Genomic DNA, 19,052 nt, shown 5'->3' on the forward strand with positions numbered 1-19,052 from the left:
CGATGCCCGACGGCGGGCGCCGTCGGCATCGTTTCGGCTGCATTTGCAGCCATCAGTGCAGCTGTTCGTCCAGCAGCGACAGAATGCGCTTGCTGATGTCGGTATTTTCCGGTTGGCCGGCGTCGTTGAGCACCGTCACCGTGGTGCCGGTGCCACTGCCCTTGAGCGCCACGCGGTACTTCTTCGCGGTCTTGCCGTCGTTGGCCTTGGTGAAGATCTTCGAGAAGAAACCACGATCGTCCACGGCCTGCTTCGGATCCACATAGCGGACGTAGTACAGGCCTTGCGCGCGATCGCGATCCTCGACGGTGAAGTTCACGCGATCGAGCGACAGTCCCACCGAGCGCCATGCGCGGTCGAACGGCTCGGGCAACTGCAATGCCGGGGTGCCATTAACCTGGCTCAGGAACGACTTGCTGTCCGCGCTCGCCGCTGCGCCGGTGGCCGCTGCGGCAGCCGCGCCAGCCGTGGCGGCGGCCGGCGCCGAGGCGCCATTCGCGGGAGCGGCGCCGATGCCGGCCGGCGTCGGATTCTTCGCCATCATGTCGGCCTGCTCCTTCTGCACGCCCAGGCGCTGGGCCAGGCGCGACAGGAATTCGGCTTCGAGCTCGGGATCGGCGGGACGCGGCGTCCAGACCGTGGTGGACTTGTCGATGCCGGTCAGCTGTTCCTGGGCACCGCGATGGCTGATAAACACTTCAAGCTGACCGTTCTGTGCACGCTCCACGCGCGTACGGAACTTGTCGCGCTCGGAGGTCGAGTACAGGCCGTCGAAAACCTTGCCGATCGTGTTGCGGATGATGTCCTGCGGAATCTTGGCGCGATTCTCCGCCCAGTCGGTTTCCATGATCCCGGTCTGCGGCGAATCCTGCGTCAGCAGGAAGCCGTTTTCCTGCCAGAAACCGCGCAGCGACTCCCACAGTTGGTCGGCGCGCATGCCGTTGCTGATCACCAGCCAGCGCTGATTGCCGTCTCGCTCCATGCGGATGCCCTGGGCGCTCGGCAGCACGTTGTTGGCCGGTTCCGCTTCACGCGTCTTGTTGGCCTGCTGGTAGGTCGACAGCGTCGAGGTACCGGCCGCGTCGGGCACGGTATAGCGGCGATCGCCTTCCAGCTTGGTCAGGTCCGGCGGAATGTCCAGCGATGCGGTCTTCTTGCCCTGGGACTTGTAGTCGATCTTGTCGGGCTGCATAGCCTCGTTGATGCTGCTGCAGCCGGCAATCAGCGTCAGCGCCAACACGGGCGCAACCACTGCGACGCGGCGAACTTGCGTCGCGGCGCGACGGTTAAGCTTCTGTTTCATTGACACGTAATCCTGGTTTCAAGAATCGGCAAATAGCCGAACGTTCAGCCGGCGAATTTCAGCCCAGCAGGCCAGCCGCTGCCAGCGCGCGGCGCACGGTTTCGTGTTGACCTTCGGCCAGCGGGGTCAACGGCAGGCGGATACCGCCTTCCATCTTGCCCATTTGCTGGAGCGCCCACTTTACGGGGATCGGGTTGGCTTCCACGAACATGGCGCGATTCAGGTCGATCAGCTCCATGTGCAGACGGCGAGCCGTCACCACATCGCCCTTGAGCGCGGCCATGCACATTTCGTGCATCTTGCGCGGCGCGACGTTGGCGGTGACCGAGATGTTGCCATGACCGCCCAGCAGGATCAGCGCCACCGCCGTCGGATCATCGCCGCTATAGATCGCAAACCCTTGCGGCGCGCCCTTGATCAGTTGCGCGGCACGATCGATATTGCCGGTGGCTTCCTTGACGCCGACGATACCCGGCACCTGCGCCAGGCGCAGGATGGTCTCGTTGGTCATGTCCGCCACGGTACGGCCGGGCACATTGTAAAGCAGCACCGGCAGTTCCACGGCTTCCGCAATGGTGCGGAAATGGCGGTACATGCCTTCCTGCGTCGGCTTGTTGTAGTACGGCACGACCTGCAGCGATGCGTCGGCGCCCACCTTCTTGGCAAAGGCCGTCAGCTCGATCGCTTCGCGCGTGGAATTGCCGCCGGTGCCGGCGATGATCGGCACCCGTCCGGCCGACTGTTCAACGGCGACGCGGATCAGTTCGCAGTGTTCCTCGACGTTGACGGTCGGCGACTCGCCCGTGGTCCCCACGATCACGATGCCATCGGTGCCTTCCGCCGCGTGCCAGTCGATGAGGGAGCGCAGGGCCGGAAAATCCAGGCTGCCATCCTCATGCATCGGGGTGACGATGGCCACGATGCTGCCGGTAATCTGTGTCATAGCTCTGGGAAGTCGGAATTTCGAACAACCGGGATTGTACCGGAACCCTTAGTACGTTCGCGCCCCCTATCAATGAGGGAAAACGTTAGCGCAGGTAACGTGTGGCGACGCGGTGGCGCTGACACCGCCCGGGCCGGCGCGCAGGCGTCACACGAGCAGCTGGTAGCGCGCCGGCGGCACTTGCCGGCCGGCCTCGGGCGTGGCGCCGAGGTCTTCACTCACGGCGCAGATGCGCTGCACGAAAGCCACGCGCGGCGCTTCCAGTGTGCCGTCCTCATAGCCGATCACGCGCAGGGTCCCGCGCACCACATCGAGCAGTTCACCGGGATTGAGCAGGAAATCCGGGCGCGACGGCTTGCCCACGGTTTCGTTGCCCGCCGCAAAGGTCTCGTAGATCAACACGCCGCCCGGCGCCACGGCCCGCAGCAGATGCGGCCAGAGCGGACGATGCAGATAGTTCGTGACGACCACCGCATCGAAAGGACCGGCATCGTCAAGCGGCCACGCGCCCTGCTCCAGATCGGCCACGCGACCCTCGACGCCGTCCGGCAGGCTGCCAACTGCCGCGGCGTCGCGATCGACGGCCAGCACGGCAAAGCCGCGCTGCGCCAGCCATGCGGCGTGCCTGCCGCTGCCGCAGGCGAGATCGAGCACGCGGCCGCCGGGCCGGATCAGATGCGCCCAGCGGGTCAGCCAGGTGGAAGGTGCGCCAGTTGGGAAGTGTGTCGGAATCATGCGGGACTAACAGTCGGCAACGGGATTGCGCAGGCCGGCACGAGTGAACCGGGAACAGGCAAACCGGAAACAGGGAACAGGTGCCCCGGCGACACGCGAACCGATGGCCGTCACTGCAGCACCATCAGCACCGGCCGCAGCATCAGTTCGACGAGCGACAGCAACGCGGTCATCACCGGCTGCATCCAGATCTGCGTGATGACGCCAGCCGCCACCAGCGCCAGCACGATGAAGATGCCGTAGGGTTCGATGCGGGCGACTGCTTCGGCGGCCCGGCGCGGCAGAAACGCCGTCAGCACGCGTCCGCCATCAAGCGGCGGAATCGGAAACAGATTAAACGCGGCAACGACCGTATTCACGATCACGCCGGCCCGCACCATCTGACTCCAGAACGGCTCCTGGACCTGCGCCAACGAAAGCCCCACGGCCACCAGCGCCCAGAAAAACGCCTGCACGATATTGCTGGCGGGGCCAGCCAGCGCCACCCACATGCCATGCCAGCGCGGGTTGCGCAGATGGCTGAACACCACGGGCACGGGCTTGGCGAAGCCGAACACGAATTGCCCGGCGGTCAGGAAGTAAAGCAGCAACGGCACCGCCACCGTGCCGATCGGGTCGATATGCCGTATCGGATTGAGGCTGACGCGCCCCAGCCGCCAGGCCGTATCGTCGCCGAAATACTTGGCGACATAACCGTGCGCCGCCTCGTGCAGCGTGATGGCAAACAACACGGGCAAGGCATAAACAGCGAAAGTCTGGACGAGCGAGGAATCCATGCGGCCTATTCTATTGGGCTACCGGAGCGCCAGGCTGTCCGGTATGTCGGCGTATTGCGCGCCATGTATCAAAAAACGCAGCCATCAGGACAAGCTAGGCGGCTGCGGCATTCAGTCCGAATCGTTCGATGTCGCCGCGCCCCACACGGATCAACTCCGGTTCGCCGCTGGTCAGGTCGATCACCGTGGTCGGCTGGGCTGGCGCGGGGCCGCCGTCGATCACCAGGTCGAGCCGCTTTTCCAGCCTGGCGCGGATTTCTGACGGATCGTTCATCGGCGCTTCGTCGCCAGGCATCTGCAGCGTGGCCGAAATCAGCGGCTGGCCCAGTTCGCCCAGCAATGCCAGCGCGACCGCATGCTCGGGCACGCGCACGCCAATCGTCTTGCGCGCCGGATGCGACAGGCGCCGCGGCACTTCCTTGGTGGCTTCGAGAATGAACACGTAGGGGCCGGGCGTGGCGCCCTTGATCCAGCGGTATTGCCGGTTGTCGACCCGCGCGAAGTTGCCGAGTTCCGAGAGGTCGCTGCACATCAGCGTCAGATGGTGACGGTCGTCGATTTCGCGCAACCGGCGCAGCCGCTCGACCGCGGCCTTGTCGTCAAGCTGGCAGGCCAGCGCGTAGCTGGAATCGGTAGGCAGCGCGATCAGGCCGCCCTGGCGCACGATCTGGGCGGCCTGCTTGATCAGCCGCGCCTGCGGGGTGTCCGGATGGATTTCGAAGTACTGTGACATGGGGCGCGGAAATAACCTTGGAAAAGGACGCAGGTCACCAATCGTGCCAGACCGGCGTGACGTCGGAGGGCAGCGGCGGCAGCGTGCCGAGCTCCACGCGGCCTTCGCCGGGACCGTGGAAATCCGACCCGCGCGACGCCATCAGGCCGTAGCGCCGCGCCACGTCGGCATAACGCCGGAACTGGTCGGGCGTGTGGCTGCCGGTCACGACCTCGACGGCGCGTCCGCCCAGCTCGGTGAATTCGTCGAACAGCGCGTCGTGCTGGGTGTCGGTGTAGTTGTAGCGGCCCGGATGCGCCATCACGGCGATGCCGCCCGCGGCGCGGATCCAGCCGACAGCCTCGGACAGGCGTGACCAGCGGTGCGGCACAAAGCCGGGGCGACCTTCCGACAGATATTCGCTGAATACGTCGCCGATGGTCTTGCAACGGCCTTCGTCGACCAGCCAGCGTGCAAAGTGGGTGCGCGAGATCAGGTCCGGGTTACCGACATAGCGCAACGCGCCTTCATAGGCGCCGGGAATCCCGACCTTTGCCAGCGCCTCGCCGATGTCCTGCGCGCGCCGCGCGCGGCCATCGCGGGTCTTGGCCAGTCCGTCGATCAAATCGGGATGGAACGGGTCGATCTGCAGGCCCACGATGTGCACCGTCTGCCCGGCCCACGTGACCGAAATCTCGACGCCCGGCACATAACGCATGCCCAGCGCCTCGGCGGCGGCGCGCGCCTCGGCCTGGCCGCCGACTTCGTCGTGGTCGGTCAACGCCCAGAACTGCACACCGCCGGCATGGGCAAGCGCAGCCACGTCGGACGGCGGCAGCATCCCGTCGGACACGGTCGAATGGCAGTGCAGGTCGGCGTTGATGTCGTGCGCGTTTTTCATGGGGGCCATTCTACTCCCGACAGGCGTTTTTAGCCCTCCCGGCAAAGGTGGCGTGTCCGGATTGCCGCCCTGTGCAAGGTATGATGGGGCCCTGTTTCAAGACTCCCCAGCCCGCCATGTCCACCGCTCCCCTCGCCCACCCCCATGAACCCGTCCGGACCGATGTGCTGATCGTCGGCGCGGGGCCGGTGGGCCTGTTCGCGGCGTTCCAGGCCGGCGTGCTGGGGCTCAAATGCGAACTGATCGACGTGCTGGACCGCGCCGGCGGGCAATGCACCGAGCTCTACCCCGAAAAGCCGATCTACGACATTCCGGCCGTGCCCGGCTGCCTGGCCCAGGATCTGGTCGATCGGTTGCTCGAACAATGCGCGCCGTTCGCATTTCCGATGCACTTCAGCCAGCGCGCAGATTCTGTCACCGACATCACGGACGCCGACGGCCATCCCCGCATGCTGGTGACCACCGATGCGGGCAAGCGCTTCGATGTCGCCGCGGTGCTGATCTGCGCCGGCGCGGGTGCCTTTGCGCCGCAACGCGTGTCGCTGCCGGAAGCCGCCGCGCTCGAAGATCGCCACGTGCATTACGCGGTGCGCGATGTGTCGCGTTTTGCGGGCAAGCGCGTGATCGTGGCCGGCGGCGGCGATTCCGCACTCGACTGGGCGCTGGCGCTGCGCAAGGTGGCCGCGCGCGTGACATTGCTGCATCGACGCGAGGGTTTCCGCGCCGCCGATCACACGGTCAATGCGATGCGCGCGGCGGTCGAAGCCGGGGAAATGGATTTCGTGGTCGGCATGCTCGGCAGCCTGCACACCAGCGACACCGGCGCACTGACGCATGCCGGCATCAAGACGCGCGATGGCGAAAGAATGCTGGAAACCGACGAACTGGTGGCTCTGTACGGGCTGGTTTCCGAGCCCGGCCCGATCGCCCAATGGGATCTGGACATGCGCGCGGGCCGCATCGCCATTGAAGACACCACCACGTATGAAACCTCGCGCCGCGGCATCTTTGCGGCGGGCGACATCGCGGTATATCCGAACAAGCAGAAGCTGATCCTGTCGGGCTTCCACGAAGCCGCGCTGGCGCTGCGCAAGGCATACCACTACGCGTTTCCCAACAAGGCGCTGGTGCATATGCATACCAGCAACAACCCCGCCCTGAAAGAAAAGCTGACCCACGGCTGAGCGGCTTGGCCGCGGCCATTGCGAGCCAGCGTCCGATGCAACGCGCCGCGCTCAGCGCAGAAAATCCTCGATCAGTTTCGCCACGACCTGCGGCTGATCGTGATGCAGCATGTGGCCGGCGTCGTCGACGAACACTTCACGAAAATCGGGGAACGCGCGAAAGCGCTCGCGGAATTCGTCGATGTCCTGCTTGTGCGCGATGTGCTTGAGAGTTGCCGAATCGCGTGCCTCCACATGCAGCACCGGCGCCGTGACCTTGGCCCAGATGGCCATGATCTCGTCGATGCGGTACAGCGTCGGATTCGTCATCTTGTGCGCGGCGTCGCCGAGGATCTCCCAACGTCCCTGCTCATTGCGGCGCGACCAGTGCGCGGCCAGAAACGCGGCGCGGTCGTCCGGCAGGCGCGGATTGGTCTTCTGCAACCGTGCCGCCACCGCGGCCTCGCTGTCGTAGGTCTTCAGCGCGGGCGGCTCGCGCATCTCGTCGAGCCAGCGCAGCAGGCGTCCCGGCGCCTGCTCGGGCCGCGTGCGCGTCAGCCCAAAACCTTCCAGATCGACCACGCGCCGTACGCGCTCCGGCCGCACGCCCGCATAAATGCAGGCGACATTGGCGCCCATGCTGTGTCCGACCAGATCCACCTGGCCATCGGGCTGATAGTGGTCCAGCAGCGCCTCCAGATCGGCCACATAGTCGGGAAACCAGTATGACTGCGTGCCCGGATAGCGCGTGGGATGGTCCGTTTCGCCAAACCCGCGCCAATCCATCGCGATCACATGCCAGTCGTGCTGAAATGCGTCGACCAGGAACTGGAACGACGCCGCCACATCCATCCAGCCGTGCAGCATGAACAACTTCGGCGCACCGGCTTGCCCCCATTGGCGCACGTGCGTGCGCAGGCCGCGCAGCGTGATAAATTCGGAACGCGAAGTTTCCGTGATGGTCATGGTGTCTACCCTCTGTGCCCAGGTCTTCTTATGCGCGCACGGCATGGCCACGCGGCGGCCCGGATAAAAATAGAACGATCGTTCGCTTGCCGGATTATAGCCATAACGCCAAATCCCGCGCAGGCCACAACCATGGAGACATTGCATGACCGCCTTGCCGGCCACGCGTCGTGACGACTATCACGCGCTGTACGAATCGTTCCGCTGGAACGTGCCCGAGCACTTCAACCTGGCCGATGTCTGCTGCACACGCTGGGCGCGCGACCCGGCCACGGCGTCCCGCATCGCGGTCCACACCGAACACGAAGACGGCAGGCGCGCGTCATACACCTACGCCCATATCCAGGCCGAAGCCAACCGGCTGTCGCGCGCGTTGCGCGAAATCGGCGTGCGGCGCGGCGATCGTGTCGCGATCGTGATGCCGCAGCGTATCGAGACCGTGATCGCCGGGATGGCGGTCTACCAGCTCGGCGCGATTGCCATGCCGCTGTCGATGCTGTTCGGGCCCGAAGCGCTGGCGTACCGCATCGATCATAGCGAGACGCGCGTGGCAATCGGCGACGAGACGTCGATCGACAACCTGCTGGCGGCGCGGCCCGAATGCCCGACGCTCAAAACGCTGATCGGGGTGGGCGCGGCCACCGGACGCGGCGATCTGGACTGGGATGTGCTGCTGGCCGCGCAACTGCCCGAATTCACGGCCGAACAAACCAAGGCTGACGAGGCTGCGGTGCTGATCTACACCAGCGGCACCACCGGGCCGCCCAAGGGCGCGGTGATCCCGCACCGCGCGCTGATCGGCAATCTGACCGGTTTCGTCTGCTCGCAGAACTGGTATCCGCAGGACGACGACGTGTTCTGGAGCCCCGCCGACTGGGCCTGGACCGGCGGGCTGTGGGACGCCCTGATGCCAGCGCTCTATTTCGGCAAGCCGATCGTCGGCTATCAGGGCCGTTTTTCGGCCGAGCGCGCGTTCGAGCTGCTCGAACGGTATGGCGTCACCAACACGTTCCTGTTTCCCACCGCGCTCAAGCAGATGATGAAGGCGTGCCCGTCGCCAGCGCAGCGCTACCAGCTGAAGCTGCGCGCGATCATGAGCGCGGGCGAAGCGGTTGGCGAGACCGTGTTTTCGTGGTGCCGCGATGCGCTCGGCGTGACCGTCAACGAGATGTTCGGCCAAACCGAGATCAACTACATCGTCGGCAACTGCACCGCGCAGAATGACGACGCGCATCTTGGCTGGCCTGCGCGGCCCGGATCGATGGGACGCCCCTACCCTGGCCATCGCGTGGCGGTGATCGACGAAGACGGCAAACCGTGTGCGCCCGGCGAAGACGGCGAAGTGGCCGTATGCGCAACCGACATTCACGGCCATCCGGACCCGGTCTTCTTCCTCGGTTACTGGAAGAACGAAGCCGCCACGGCCGGCAAGTATGCGGAATACGACGGCCTGCGCTGGTGCCGCACCGGGGACCTGGCGCGCGTCGACGCCGATGGCTACCTCTGGTATCAGGGCCGCGCCGACGACGTATTCAAGTCATCGGGCTACCGGATCGGACCGAGCGAAATCGAAAACTGCCTGCTCAAGCATCCAGCCGTATCGAACTGCGCCGTGGTGCCGTCGCCCGATCCCGAGCGCGGCGCCATCGTCAAGGCGTTCATCGTGCTGACGCCTTCCATCGCGAGGTCGTTCGATAACGACGCGGCGCTCGTGACCGAACTGCAGCAGCACGTGCGCGGCCAGCTGGCGCCTTACGAATATCCGAAGGCGATCGAATTTATCGACCAGTTGCCGATGACGACGACCGGCAAGATCCAGCGCCGCGTGCTGCGTTTGATGGAACAGGAGCGCGCGCAGAAGGGCGCGGCGAGCTAGCCGGCCGAAGCCGTCAGCCACGCCAGTTCGTCCTCGTCGAAACCGGCCGCGCGCCGGGCTTCGAGATTGAAAGGACCGCGCAGCTTGGGCGCGCGATATTGCGCGGCCAGTTGCGCATACGTGGCCACGGGCTCCAGCCCGCGTTGGGCGCACAGCCAGCGATACCAATGGTTGCCGATGGCCACATGCCCGACTTCGTCGCGCAGGATGATGTCGATGATGGCTGCAGCCGCGGCGTCGCCCGCTTCGGCCAGTTTGGCGCGCACCGGCGGCGAGGCGTCGAGCCCGCGCGCTTCCAGCGTGCGCGGCACCAGCGCCATGCGCGCCAGCACATCGCCCGACGTTTTGTCGGTCATTTCCCAGAGACTGTTGTGCGCGGGGAAGTCGCCATAGGACGCCGCCAGCGTCTCGAGGTGATCGGCCAGCAGGCTGAAGTGGTACGCCTCTTCGTCGGCCACGCGCAGCCAGTCGCGGTAATAGTCGAGCGGCATGCCCGGAAATCGCCACACCGCGTCCAGCGCCAGATTGATCGCATTGAATTCGATATGGCACAGCGCGTGAATCATGTTGGCCCGGCCGGCCGTGGTGTGGATCGATCGCCGGCGCTCGACCTGCTGCGGCGGCACCAGTTCCGGAAGTGCCGGACGGCCCGGCACCCGGGACGGCTCTGCCACAAGACATTCATCCGGATCGATCACGATGCCAGTAGCGGCCCGCAGCGCCGCGTACAGCGAGCGCGCCGCGGCCGCCTTGGCCCTGGCATCGGTCATGCATAACACTTCCAGCGCGCGGCGGCGGGCGGAAAGTGGCGGTTCAGCGATGTCGGCAGGTGCGATCACTGGCATAGGCGTAAAATTCGGGAAGCCGCCATTGTAGAGCCTGGCTGAAACCATGCCGGCATCGGATTCCGGGCCTTACCTGACGCTTTGCCCGGCTCTTTTAATCCGCGCGGCGGCCCCCAATTACACCCATTCCTGCAGGAGACCCCATGGCGCTTTACCAGCTCGGCGATATCGCCCCGACCATTCACGACGAAGCCTATGTCGCTGCCCAAGCCACCATCATCGGCAACGTGACGCTCAAGGCGCGTGCCAGCGCCTGGCCGGGCGTGGTGATCCGCGGCGACAACGAACCGATCGTGGTGGGCGAAGATACCAACATCCAGGAAGGCTCGGTGCTGCATACCGATCCGGGCCGGCCGCTGACGCTGGGCGACAAGGTCTCCGTCGGGCACCAAGCCATGCTGCACGGCTGCACGGTCGGCGAAGGTTCGCTGATCGGCATCCAGGCGGTGGTGCTCAATGGCGCCGTGATCGGCAAGGAATGCCTGGTCGGCGCGGGCGCCGTGGTCACCGAAAACAAGGTGTTCCCGGACCGCTCGCTGATCCTGGGCGCGCCCGCCAAGGTAGTGCGCGAACTGACCGACAACGACGTCGCCAACCTCTATCGCAACGCGCAGACCTATTCGCAGCGGCAGGCCGTCTACAAGACCGAACTCAAGCGTATCGGCTGACACTCGCCGGCAACGCATCAACGCAACAAAGATCCACAGAACCGTGACTGCTTCCTCCAATCCCGACACCCTCCAGAAATTCCTGTTCGACGCGGCCCCCGTGCGCGGAGAACTGGTCCGCATGGAGGCCACCTGGCAAGAAGTGCTGAACCGGCACGCCTACCCGGCGCCGGTGCGGCGCCTGCTGGGCGAGATGATGGCAGCCGCGGCGCTGCTGTCGGCCAATCTCAAGTTCAATGGCGCGCTGGTAATGCAGCTGCATGGCGATGGGCCGGTGCGCATGCTGGTGGTCGAGTGCCTGTCGGATCTCTCGCTGCGCGCGACCGCCAAGATCGCCGAAAACGCCGAGATCGCCGACGATGCGTCGCTGAAACAGCTCGTCAACGTGCACGGCAAGGGCCGCTTCGCCATCACGCTGGACCCGCAGGACAAGCTGCCGGGCCAGCAGCCCTACCAGGGCATCGTGCCGCTGGCAGACGAACATGGGCCGCTGGCCACCATGACCGAAGTGCTGGAGCACTACATGCAGGCGTCCGAACAGCTGGACACGCGGCTGTGGCTGGCGTCGAACGATCAGGTGGCGGCGGGCATGCTGCTGCAGAAACTGCCCTCGTACGGGGGAACACTCGGCGCCGAAGTCGGCGAGACCGGTGCGCCGCTGGACGCCGAAGGCCGCGCGCAGGATCTCGATACATGGGATCGCGCCTGCCAGTTGGGCGCCACGCTGAAAGCGGACGAACTGCTGGCGGAATTGCCGGAAACGCTGCTGCGACGCCTATTCTGGGAAGAGCTGCAGAATGCCGGTCTGCGCGTATTCGAGCCGATGACGCCGCACTTCCAATGCTCGTGCTCCCTGGCCAAAGTCGCGGGAATGCTGCAATCGCTCGGGCAGGAAGAAGTCGAAAGCATCATCGCCGAGCGTGGCGAAGTGGAAATTCACTGCGATTTTTGCGGCCAGCGTTATGCCTTCGACCCGGTCGACGCGGCGCAGTTGTTCACCGCCCCGGTAGCGACCGGCGCTGGCGACGGCGCGAATCAGCAGCACTGACGCGCGACAGTTGCTCGACAGTTGCGGGAGGTCGACCTGCGTGCGGAACCACACGCACTGTCGGAGTGGTCCAATGGCAATCTTGTACGCGATAGCTATCGGAGTTTGAAATGATTGCGTCCATCCGCTCTCGATCCCCGCTCCTGCTGGCCGGCGCCGTGGCGACGGCCGCGCTGGTCGCCGGCTGTGCGGCCCCTGTCCCACGCGACATCGACGGCGCACCGGCCACGTCCCGGCTTGCCCCAGACGCCATCGCGCCCGCCCCACTGAGCGAGGCCGAGCGCCAACGGCTTGGCGCACTGAACCAGCAGCTCCTTCGCGAGCAGGCCACCGTCATGGCCAGCGAGCAACAGGCAGCCGCCTGGAGCCGCGCGGCCTATGCCTATCCGAATACGAGCCTTAGCCTGTTCTACGGCGGCTGGGGCGGCGGCCACTGGGGCGGTGGGGTGGGCATCAGCTCGCCCGGCTGGGGCGGCTATGGCTGGGGTGGCTATCCGTACGGATGGTGGTGATGCAGCGCGCGGCAGCGCGCCTGCCTTGGTGACAGCGGAAATCAGTGGCCGCCGCGTCCGGCGACGGAGTTGGGCGGCGGCGGCAGCGGCGGCGTGGCGCTGACCTTCGGCGCGGGCGCCACGAACTGCACGAAAACCTCGCCCTCCTTGACCATACCCAGCTCGTACCGGGCACGTTCCTCGATAGCGCCGGTGCCGTCCTGCAGGTCCTTCACTTCCCCTTCGAGTTTGGCATTGCGCAGTTTCAGCGCCTGATTGTGCGCAGTCTGTTCGTTGACCTGGCGATTCAGGTCCCAGACACGCAGCCAGCCGCCCTTGCCCAGCCATAGCGGGTACTGAATGGCAAGCAGAAGAACGAACAGCAGCAGGGAAATCAGGCGCATTGGGGCAAAAGGCGCAAAGAAAATTGGCGGTCGGCCGTTTATGACCGCCATCAATGATCCACCAAGCGATCAAAGATTGCAAAACAAAAGAAGATACAAGGCGCAACTTTGCCCACACCCGAAACGATACCGCTGCATTCACCCCACATCCCAACAAAGAAAAACGCCGCCCTGGAGACCAGTGACGGCGTTTTTTATTCCGAGGCCATGAACCGCCTCGGGGTCAGACATCAACGCAGGTTGTAGAACGCGCTCTTGCCCGGATACGTGGCGATGTCACCGAGATCTTCCTCGATGCGCAGCAGTTGGTTGTACTTCGAGATCCGATCCGAACGCGACAGCGAGCCGGTCTTGATCTGGCCGGCGTTGGTGCCAACGGCGATGTCGGCGATGGTGCTGTCTTCGGTTTCGCCCGAACGGTGCGAGATCACGGCGGTGTAGCCCGCGCGCTTGGCCATTTCGATGGCGGCGAACGTCTCGGTCAGCGTGCCGATCTGGTTAATCTTGATCAAGATCGAGTTGCCGATGCCCTTCTCGATGCCTTCCTTCAGGATCTTGGTGTTGGTCACGAACAGGTCGTCGCCCACCAGCTGCACGCGGTTGCCCAGCTTTTCGGTCAGCGTCTTCCAGCCTTCCCAGTCGCCTTCGGCCATGCCGTCCTCGATCGAAACGATCGGGAACTTGTCGCACAGGTTGGCGAGGTAATCGGCGAACTGCGTCGACGACAGCTTCAGGCCTTCGCCGTCCAGCTGATACACGTCCTCGGCCTCGTGGTAGAACTCGCTGGCCGCGCAATCGAGCGCCAGCAGCACGTCCTCGCCCACCTTGTAGCCGGCCTTCTCGACGGCCTGCACGATCGTGTTCAGGCATTCCTCGTTCGACGAGAAGTTCGGCGCGAAACCGCCTTCGTCGCCCACCGCGGTCGACATGCCCTTGTCGGACAGGATCTTCTTGAGCGCGTGGAACACTTCGGCGCCGCAACGCAGCGCTTCACGGAAGCTGGTCTGCGACACGGGCATGATCATGAATTCCTGGATATCCAGGCTGTTGTTGGCGTGCGCGCCACCGTTGACGATGTTCATCATCGGCACCGGCATCTGCATCGCGCCCGAACCGCCAAAGTAGCGGTACAGCGGCAGGCCGGCTTCCTCGGCGGCAGCCTTGGCCACGGCCATCGACACGGCCAGCATGGCATTGGCGCCCAGGCGGCCCTTGTTGTCGGTGCCGTCCAGTTCGATCAGCGTGCGGTCCAGGAACGCCTGCTCGGACGCATCCAGGCCCATGATCGCTTCGGAGATTTCGGTGTTGATGTGCTCGACGGCCTTCAGCACGCCTTTGCCCAGGTAACGCGACTTGTCGCCGTCACGCAGTTCGATGGCTTCGCGCGAGCCCGTCGACGCGCCCGACGGCACAGCCGCGCGGCCCATCACGCCGGATTCCAGCAGCACGTCGCATTCGACGGTGGGGTTGCCGCGCGAGTCAAGAACCTCGCGACCGATGATATCTACGATTGCACTCATATTTCCTCTCAGGACGTTGAATCTTCAATCTGCTGCGCAATGGCCGCTTCCGGCACGATGCCCGACAAATGTGTCAGACGCCTTCCACGACGATCATGTTCATCCGTGCCGCGTGCTCGCGGGACTTGCGGGCGGCCAGATATTCCTCGCTATCGTAGAAGGCCCTGGCGGCCGCGTAGCTCGGAAATTTCAGCATCACCACCCGGGTGGGCGCCCATTGCCCTTCGAGCGGCTCGGTCTTGCCGCCGCGCACCAGCACTTCGGCGCCATGGGCCTGCATGGCGCGGGTGGAGAGCACCTTGTACTGCTCGTACTGCTGGGGGTCCGTCACGTCGACGTACGCGATGATATAACCGGGGGCCATGCGCTATCTCCGAATCTTTTGTATTGTCTTTCGATACTGTTCCGTCGGCGTGAACGGATCCAGAAGCGACACCGCCCGCGACGAAACGCGGGCGGCGGATACTGCAAGCGGCTTCAGGCGCAGGCCGGCCAGCCGAAGTTGTCTTCCAGGAAACCGGCACGCTTGACCAGCGCGTCGAGGTCCTTGAGCACGGCCAGCAGTTCCTTCATGCGCGACAGCGGCACCGCGTTCGGGCCGTCGGACATGGCCTTGCTCGGGTCCGGATGGGTTTCCATAAACAGGCCCGCCACGCCAGTGGCGACTGCGGCGCGCGACAGCACCGGGACGAATTCGCGCTGGCCGCCGGAGCTCGTGCCCTGCCCGCCCGGCAGTTGCACCGAGTGCGTGGCGTCGAACACCACCGGTGCGCCGGTTTCGCGCATGATCGCCAGCGAGCGCATGTCGGACACAAGATTGTTGTACCCGAAAGACACCCCGCGTTCGCAAGCCATGAACACGTCGTCGGGCAGGCCGGCTTCGCGTGCCGCATCGCGCGCCTTGTCGATCACGTTCTTCATGTCGTGCGGCGCCAGGAACTGACCCTTCTTGATATTCACCGGCTTGCCGCTCTGCGCGCAGGCACGAATGAAATCAGTCTGGCGGCACAGGAATGCCGGGGTCTGCAACACGTCCACCACGGCGGCGACGGGCTTGATCTCGTCGATCTCGTGAATATCCGTGAGCACCGGCACGCCGATCTCGCGCTTGACCGTGGCGAGGATCTCAAGCCCCTTCTCCATGCCAAGCCCGCGGAACGACTTGCCCGAGGACCGATTGGCCTTGTCGAAAGACGACTTGTAGATGAACGGAATGCCCAGTTCGGCCGTGATCGCCTTGAGTTCCCCGGCGGTGTCGAGCGCCATCTGCTGGGACTCGATCACGCACGGACCGGCGATCAGGAAGAACGGCTTGTCGAGGCCGACGTCGAATCCACACAGTTTCATGGCTGACTCCTTCGTCGCGACGCGTCAGGCGCCCTTGCGCTGTTGCGAGGCCAACGCGGCTTCCACGTAGGCCTTGAACAGCGGATGGCCGTCACGCGGCGTCGAGGTGAATTCCGGGTGGAACTGCACGCCCACGAACCATGGGTGCATGGATTCCGGCAGTTCCATCATTTCCGGCAGGTTTTCCGTCGGCGTACGGGCCGAAATCACCATGCCGGCCTTCTCGAGCTCAGGCACGTAGTGATTGTTGACTTCGTAGCGGTGACGATGACGCTCGTTGACTTCGGCGCCGTAGATCTGGGCCGCCTTGGTGCCGGCCTTGACGGGCACGCGCTGCGCACCGAGGCGCATCGTGCCACCGAGATCGGAATCGGCCGAACGCTGCTCGACCTTGCCATCGCGATCGACCCATTCGGTGATCAGAGCCACCACCGGATGTTCGGTCTCGAGATTGAATTCGGTCGAATTGGCGTCCTTCATGCCGGCGACATCGCGCGCGAATTCGATCACGGCCAACTGCATGCCCAGGCAGATGCCCAGATACGGCACCTTGTTCTCGCGAGCGTACTGGATCGCGCGAATCTTGCCTTCCGTACCACGCTTGCCGAAACCGCCGGGCACGAGGATCGCGTCGAGCGGTTGCAACACTTCCAGATGGCCCGATTCGAGTTCTTCCGAATCGATGTATTCGATGTTCACGCGCGTGGCGGTGTGCATGCCGGCGTGACGCAGCGCCTCGATCAGCGACTTGTACGATTCGGTCAGATCGACATACTTGCCGACCATGCCGATGGTGATTTCGTGCTCGGGATTTTCCTGCGCGTTGACCAGCTTCTGCCACATCGACAGATCGGCCGGCTTCGGATCCAGGCGCAGTTCCTCGCAGATCAGGCGATCGAGGCCCTGCTCATTGAGCATCTGCGGGATCTTGTAGATGCTGTCGGCATCCCACACCGAAATCACGGCTTCCTGCGGAATATTGGCAAACAGCGAAATCTTGGCGCGTTCGTCGTCCGGGATCGGGCGGTCGGCACGGCACAGCAGCGCCGTTGGCGAAATGCCGATTTCGCGCAGTTTCTGCACCGAGTGCTGGGTGGGCTTGGTCTTCAGCTCGCCGGCGCTGGCGATGAACGGCACCAGCGTCAGATGCACGAAGGCGCAATGGTTGCGGCCCATGCGCAGGCTCATCTGGCGTGCGGCTTCCAGGAACGGCAGCGATTCGATGTCGCCCACGGTACCGCCGATTTCCACCAGCGCCACGTCGGCCTTGCCATCGTGCGAAGCGGCCGCGCCACGTTCGACGAAAGCCTGGATTTCATTGGTGATATGGGGAATGACCTGCACGGTCTTGCCCAGGTATTCACCGCGACGCTCCTTGCGGATCACCGATTCGTAGATCTGGCCAGTCGTGAAGTTGTTCGACTTGCGCATCTTGGCCGATACGAAGCGCTCATAGTGACCGAGGTCGAGATCGGTTTCCGCGCCATCTTCGGTCACGAACACCTCACCATGCTGGAAGGGGCTCATCGTGCCGGGATCGACGTTGATGTAGGGATCGAGCTTGAGGAGGGTGACTTTGAGGCCGCGCGACTCAAGAATAGCCGCGAGCGAAGCAGCAGCGATGCCCTTGCCGAGAGAAGAGACGACGCCACCGGTGACGAAGACGAATTTGGTCATAAACCGAGCTTGCCGGGGAAATCGGGATTATACATGAGAGCCCGTCGCCCGCCGACCCGGAAATTGTGACAGCGCAGCGTCTGGCAGCGGTTCGCCGCGCCTTTGGCATGGCTGCGGCGCATGCGCCGCACGGCCCCGCGATGACGGCCGGAGGCTCTGCTAGCGCCCCTCCGCGCGCATCTGGCCAATCAGGCCGCGCACCACTTCGGCGGTCTCCAGCGGCCGCTCCATCGGATAGAGATGGCCGCCCTCGACATAGCGCAGGCGATCGCCCACCAGCTTGCGCGTGGCGCCCAACCCCACCTGCCGGACTTCGCGCGATCGGGTGCCCGCGACAAATCCCACCGGGACTGGCGCGCCATGCGCCACGCGCCGCCCGAGGCTGGTCGGCAGGGTCCGGTAGATACGATATTCGACGTCCCGATCGAAGCGCAGCTTGCGCTCGGCGGCGCGGCCGGTCGGCTCGGTGCCATGCTCGGCGTAATCGCGCAGCACCTCGGGATCCCACACCTGGAAATTGCGTTTGGCCTGGAAATGCGTCCACACCGATTCGGTATCGGGCCAATGCGTGCGGCGGTTCTTGGTCACCGCGGCGGGGCTCGGCTTTTCATCGAGTCCCAGCACTTGGGAGGCACGCAGCAGCGATGCCCGCCAGCCAGCGATGATCGGCGAATCCAGCATGACGACGCCGCGCACGCTCTGCGGCTGGCGCAACGCCGCCATAAGGGACAAAAATCCGCCCAGCGAATGGCCGACCAGCCAGACCTTGCGCGAATCGTTGCCCCCGCGCCCGGCCCGCTCCATTTCGTGCAGCAGTTCCTCGACGAGATTCGGCCATTCGCGCGTGACCGGAAATTTCGGATCGTGGCCATAACGCTCGACGGCGCGGATTTCAAACGCGTCGTCCAGGGCACCAAACAGCTTGCGGTATGTGGTGACGGGAAACCCGTTGGCGTGGGAAAACAGCAGGAGGTCGCGCATGGCGTGGGGCGAATGACAATTATCAGAACGTTTGCGAATTGACGCAAAGTGTACCGACTGTCCCGCCGCGCCGGGCCGTCGTCTTCAGAGAACCGCGTAGGTTTTTCCTTCTATGCCGGCGATCGGGAAACGCTGGGTGAGCGCACGGCCGTCCAGGAAAATCACTAAATGGATTTTATGTCTGCTCTGCGTGAGTTCCGCGAGGCAGACCGAAGCGAGTCGCAGCGCGACTTCACGCCCGAACTCCTCGGCAAATCGGAACATCGTAGCGGGCTCCGCCATACTCCTGATGGAGGGACTATTCACGTAACCGAATACGAGCCGCCCCGGCAAACGCGTCGACAGCTGGGCGGCAAAACTGGACGTGTAGGCGTCGCTGGGCATCCCCAGCGACGAGCGGAGCGCCGGTCGTGCCGTCGAACAGGCGACGAGATGGACCGCCGTAATGTGCCGCTCGTCGGGCAAGGCGACGACTTGTGCGGCGACTTGCGCGGCATTGAGCAGTTGCCCGCCCATCTCCACGACACCTTCCCGACCATGGGCACAAATCACGAGACCGAATTCGCCCGGATGATTACGACGCGGCATCAGCGCCCAATAGGCATCGGGGAGAAGCAGAAGAAGTCTCATCTGTAATTGCTGTCGAGACCGAATGGTCTACTTGAGAAACTGAAACAGCAATTGTGGGGGCGTACC

Annotated in this window: 20 protein-coding genes; 5 read left to right on the forward strand and 15 right to left on the reverse strand. The window is 64.6% G+C overall.

Annotated elements, in window-relative coordinates:
• Positions 1–52 precede the first annotated feature (52 nt).
• From bamC to F7R19_RS17945, 6 genes are all read right to left on the reverse strand, one after another.
• Positions 53–1,303, reverse strand: a complete 1,251-nt coding sequence (gene bamC / locus F7R19_RS17920) for an outer membrane protein assembly factor BamC (protein WP_150981483.1) — start codon at positions 1,301–1,303, stop codon at positions 53–55.
• Positions 1,304–1,361: 58 nt separating this feature from the next.
• Entirely contained in the window at positions 1,362–2,246 is an 885-nt protein-coding gene (dapA, locus tag F7R19_RS17925) for a 4-hydroxy-tetrahydrodipicolinate synthase (protein ID WP_150981484.1), read from the reverse strand.
• Between the two features lie 147 nt (positions 2,247–2,393).
• On the reverse strand, positions 2,394–2,981 hold the full coding sequence (locus tag F7R19_RS17930; protein WP_150981485.1) for a class I SAM-dependent methyltransferase: 588 nt from the start codon (positions 2,979–2,981) through the stop codon (positions 2,394–2,396).
• 110 nt (positions 2,982–3,091) lie between these two features.
• Complete coding sequence (locus tag F7R19_RS17935; protein ID WP_061956101.1) at positions 3,092–3,757, reverse strand: site-2 protease family protein; 666 nt, start codon at positions 3,755–3,757, stop codon at positions 3,092–3,094.
• Positions 3,758–3,851: 94 nt separating this feature from the next.
• Positions 3,852–4,490, reverse strand: coding sequence for an L-threonylcarbamoyladenylate synthase (locus F7R19_RS17940; protein WP_061956099.1), 639 nt, complete (start codon positions 4,488–4,490; stop codon positions 3,852–3,854).
• A 34-nt stretch (positions 4,491–4,524) separates the two neighbouring features.
• Positions 4,525–5,370 (reverse strand): 3',5'-nucleoside bisphosphate phosphatase, encoded by an 846-nt coding sequence (locus F7R19_RS17945; RefSeq protein WP_084003950.1) that lies wholly within the window; start codon positions 5,368–5,370, stop codon positions 4,525–4,527.
• Positions 5,371–5,486: 116 nt separating this feature from the next.
• Between F7R19_RS17945 and F7R19_RS17950 the strand changes: the two genes are divergently transcribed.
• Positions 5,487–6,554: an NAD(P)/FAD-dependent oxidoreductase gene (locus F7R19_RS17950; protein WP_150981486.1), complete on the forward strand. Its 1,068-nt coding sequence runs from the start codon at positions 5,487–5,489 to the stop codon at positions 6,552–6,554.
• A 51-nt stretch (positions 6,555–6,605) separates the two neighbouring features.
• Here the strand turns inward: F7R19_RS17950 and F7R19_RS17955 are convergent, their stop codons facing one another.
• Positions 6,606–7,499, reverse strand: coding sequence for an alpha/beta fold hydrolase (locus F7R19_RS17955; protein ID WP_150981487.1), 894 nt, complete (start codon positions 7,497–7,499; stop codon positions 6,606–6,608).
• Between the two features lie 145 nt (positions 7,500–7,644).
• Here F7R19_RS17955 and F7R19_RS17960 point away from each other — a divergent pair, with 145 nt between their 5' ends.
• Positions 7,645–9,375 (forward strand): acyl-CoA synthetase, encoded by a 1,731-nt coding sequence (locus F7R19_RS17960; RefSeq protein ID WP_150981488.1) that lies wholly within the window; start codon positions 7,645–7,647, stop codon positions 9,373–9,375.
• Here the strand turns inward: F7R19_RS17960 and F7R19_RS17965 are convergent.
• Positions 9,372–10,220, reverse strand: coding sequence for a ferritin-like domain-containing protein (locus tag F7R19_RS17965; protein WP_150981489.1), 849 nt, complete (start codon positions 10,218–10,220; stop codon positions 9,372–9,374). The two genes, F7R19_RS17960 and F7R19_RS17965, sit on opposite strands and share 4 nt — an antisense overlap.
• 143 nt (positions 10,221–10,363) lie before the next feature.
• Here F7R19_RS17965 and F7R19_RS17970 point away from each other — a divergent pair, with 143 nt between their 5' ends.
• From F7R19_RS17970 to F7R19_RS17980, 3 genes are all read left to right on the forward strand, one after another.
• A complete protein-coding gene (locus F7R19_RS17970; RefSeq protein ID WP_150981490.1) occupies positions 10,364–10,888 on the forward strand; it encodes a gamma carbonic anhydrase family protein in 525 nt (174 codons plus the stop codon).
• Positions 10,889–10,931: 43 nt separating this feature from the next.
• Positions 10,932–11,936 carry an Hsp33 family molecular chaperone HslO gene (gene hslO / locus F7R19_RS17975; RefSeq protein ID WP_150981491.1) on the forward strand — a complete coding sequence of 335 codons (1,005 nt, stop codon included), beginning with the start codon at positions 10,932–10,934 and terminating at the stop codon, positions 11,934–11,936.
• A 110-nt stretch (positions 11,937–12,046) separates the two neighbouring features.
• The gene (locus F7R19_RS17980) at positions 12,047–12,448 is read left to right on the forward strand and encodes a hypothetical protein (protein WP_150981492.1); all 402 of its coding nucleotides are present in this window, start codon (positions 12,047–12,049) and stop codon (positions 12,446–12,448) included.
• Between the two features lie 41 nt (positions 12,449–12,489).
• Here F7R19_RS17980 and ftsB read toward each other — a convergent pair whose 3' ends face one another.
• The 7 genes from ftsB to F7R19_RS18015 all read right to left on the reverse strand — a co-directional run bounded on the left by ftsB (position 12,490) and on the right by F7R19_RS18015 (position 18,986).
• A complete protein-coding gene (gene ftsB, locus F7R19_RS17985; protein WP_061956084.1) occupies positions 12,490–12,831 on the reverse strand; it encodes a cell division protein FtsB in 342 nt (113 codons plus the stop codon).
• A gap of 230 nt (positions 12,832–13,061) precedes the next feature.
• Positions 13,062–14,351, reverse strand: coding sequence for a phosphopyruvate hydratase (eno, locus tag F7R19_RS17990; protein ID WP_061956082.1), 1,290 nt, complete (start codon positions 14,349–14,351; stop codon positions 13,062–13,064).
• Positions 14,352–14,424: 73 nt separating this feature from the next.
• Positions 14,425–14,715 (reverse strand): DUF1330 domain-containing protein, encoded by a 291-nt coding sequence (locus F7R19_RS17995; protein ID WP_061956080.1) that lies wholly within the window; start codon positions 14,713–14,715, stop codon positions 14,425–14,427.
• A gap of 113 nt (positions 14,716–14,828) precedes the next feature.
• A complete protein-coding gene (gene kdsA / locus F7R19_RS18000; protein ID WP_150981493.1) occupies positions 14,829–15,698 on the reverse strand; it encodes a 3-deoxy-8-phosphooctulonate synthase in 870 nt (289 codons plus the stop codon).
• A 24-nt stretch (positions 15,699–15,722) separates the two neighbouring features.
• A complete protein-coding gene (locus tag F7R19_RS18005; protein WP_150981494.1) occupies positions 15,723–17,375 on the reverse strand; it encodes a CTP synthase in 1,653 nt (550 codons plus the stop codon).
• Between the two features lie 159 nt (positions 17,376–17,534).
• The gene (locus tag F7R19_RS18010) at positions 17,535–18,356 is read right to left on the reverse strand and encodes an alpha/beta fold hydrolase (RefSeq protein WP_150981495.1); all 822 of its coding nucleotides are present in this window, start codon (positions 18,354–18,356) and stop codon (positions 17,535–17,537) included.
• 84 nt (positions 18,357–18,440) lie between these two features.
• Positions 18,441–18,986, reverse strand: a complete 546-nt coding sequence (locus tag F7R19_RS18015; protein WP_150981496.1) for a hypothetical protein — start codon at positions 18,984–18,986, stop codon at positions 18,441–18,443.
• Positions 18,987–19,052 lie beyond the last annotated feature (66 nt).

Origin of the sequence: Cupriavidus pauculus (assembly GCF_008801835.1) — a bacterium.
In the GTDB taxonomy this organism is placed as follows: Bacteria; Pseudomonadota; Gammaproteobacteria; order Burkholderiales; family Burkholderiaceae; genus Cupriavidus; species Cupriavidus pauculus.